Source organism: Burkholderia sp. Bp8963 (assembly GCF_003854275.1).
Taxonomy (GTDB): Bacteria; Pseudomonadota; Gammaproteobacteria; order Burkholderiales; family Burkholderiaceae; genus Burkholderia.
The window spans coordinates 1-2,069 of record NZ_QTQP01000124.1 but is presented as its reverse complement, the minus strand read 5'-3'; the positions used below and the strand labels follow the sequence as shown (position 1 = coordinate 2,069).

Annotated in this window: 3 protein-coding genes; all 3 read right to left on the bottom strand. The window is 64.1% G+C overall.

Annotated features, from left to right (window positions below; genetic code table 11):
* The coding region (locus DID96_RS37555) for a toxin VasX (RefSeq protein WP_221624642.1) at positions 1 to 508 on the bottom strand (508 nt) is incomplete at its 3' end.
* Positions 509 to 530: 22 nt separating this feature from the next.
* Entirely contained in the window at positions 531 to 1,406 is an 876-nt protein-coding gene (locus DID96_RS37550) for a DUF4123 domain-containing protein (protein ID WP_124604338.1), read from the bottom strand.
* Positions 1,403 to 2,069 (bottom strand): bacteriophage T4 gp5 trimerisation domain-containing protein (locus DID96_RS38615; RefSeq protein WP_409333853.1); only part of this gene is annotated, 667 nt, incomplete at its 5' end. The genes DID96_RS38615 and DID96_RS37550, both read right to left, overlap by 4 nt.

The window sequence follows — 2,069 nt, the reverse complement described above, 5'->3', positions numbered from 1 at the left end:
TGACATCGCGATAGCGGTCGACCATGGCGGGGCTGAGCGGGTCGGAGGTGAACAGCAGCCGGGCCTCGTCGACGTCCTCGGGGTCGCCAATGCTCAGGGTCCAGCCGCCCAGCCCCAGGACGCCGCCCACGGGCGTGCCCGGATCATGGGACCACACCGGTTGCAGCAGCCCGCTGTCATGAACCCGGTAGGCGGCTTCGCAGACATAAGCCTTGCCGCGGCGCTTGAGAAAGACATAGACGTAGCCTTCGCGCATGCTGCGCACGGCATAGCGGCTGCCGGAGAGCATGGGTGTGAGCTTCTTGCCGAGGTTCGCGGGTAGCTTGGGCGCGAGGTGATCGACGCTGGCCTGGTTGGCGCCGGACACCACGCCGTAGCGCAAGGGCAGGATGGTGAGGGTGCGCTTGCAACTGACGCATGGGCTGGGTGCTTCGTTGCTGCGAGTACGGTTGGCGGCGTCGCGGCTGGCGCCAAGCAACTCGGTCAGGGATTGAATATCTGTGGACATGGATGTTTTCCCGTGGTCGTTGCTATACCTGCCGCTGGCGCAGCGCCAGATACAGGTCGCCCAGACGCCCCGCGCCGGATGCCGCTGCGCGTACGGCTTGTTGCCAGCTGCGATCGATCTTCAGGCTTGATGCTGGCTGGGCCAGGGCGAAGAAGACGTAATCGTGAAGGTCGTCGTGTGCGGACAGGCCGGCTTCGCGCGCCGCGGCGAGGTGCGCTTCGATCCGGGCCAGACGCACGCCTGGGCAGGTGGTGTCGAATAGCGCGGGGGTATGGTTCTGGGTGGCCTGAAGCAACTGGTGCGGCAGCGGGTCGGCAATCAGGGCCTGCCAGAGCGTGTCGTCAATCACCAGAGCTGATGGCGCCGTGGCGCCAGTCGCGGCGCGCCCGGTCACTCTTCCCCAGCGCTGGACCTTGGTGTCTGCCCGAGGAATCCACCAGGACGCGATGGGGTCCATCAATTCAGCCCACCAGCGTGGATCGGCGTGCCGGTATAGCACCGGTAGCACGAAGGGATCGTAGTAGCGCAACAGGAAGGTATCGCCTTGTGGTCCACGCGCGACGATCGCCTGGGCCAGATGCGCCGCCAACTGTTCGGCGGGCAGTGCGCTTGTAATCCAGCCGTGGAGGAGGTTGCCCTGTTCGCCATGGAATGATTCCAGCAGGCGCTGATGGCCTGTTTCGGTGGCTTCTTGGGCGGCAAGCAGCAGCGGGCTGTAGGGCAAGAGCGCTTCCCAGGTGGCGTCCTGGAGCAGCGGATGAGCACGGCCCTCGAATCTCGTTCTCACGAGCTCCCGCTGGTCGTCGTCGAGTACCGACATGTCGCTTACCGCCAGCAAGTGACGCACGGTGCGAGGAACGGCCAGCTCGTTCATCAGCGATTGTTCGAGTGACTTCATACTTTCACCAGTGCCTGGTGTTCGGCCGAGGCCTTGAGCCAGCAACCCACACAGACAGGCTCACCGACATATGGCGCTCCGCCAACGGTGACGGGCATCCCGCCCTGGCCGCTGTTCAGGTCGATGGAACTGGCCTTGAAGTTGACTGCCGCGCCATTGAACTTGAGGCCGCTGGCATCGAGCGTCAGAACGCCGCCGGGGGTGCTCCAGCGCATCGCCTCGGCGCTGCTTTCGTAGCGTTTGGTTTGCAGCCGGATGGCTTCACCCGCCTGTATCTGATGGTGCCCCTGGACCGTCAGTTCAGCGTGGCCGCCGATCCGTGTGGTGTGGTTGGCGGCAACCTTGTCGATACGGCTGTTGCCGATTTCTTCGATGCGGTCCTGGGTAATGGAGATCTGCTGGGTCCGTTGAACGACCAGGGTCTGGTCGCGGGCAACAGTGATCAACTGATCCTGGCCGATGTCCGAGCGGTCGTCGCGCGCGATGGTGTCGTGGCGGTCACGGCCAACCTTGAGCAATTCGTCACGAGAGATGTTCTCGCTGCGGTCATTGCCGACAAAGGTGGTCTCGTCATGGTTGACGTGGATGTTCTGATCCCTCTGGGCGTGGACGTAGACTTCCTCCTGCCCGGCCTCGTCCTCGAAGCGCAGTTCGTTGAAGCCT

Coding starts and splice junctions, on each gene's coding strand:
- DID96_RS37550 (WP_124604338.1), bottom strand. CDS start 1,406: ATGAAGTCACTCGAACAATCGCTGATGAACGAGCTGGCCGTTCCTCGC.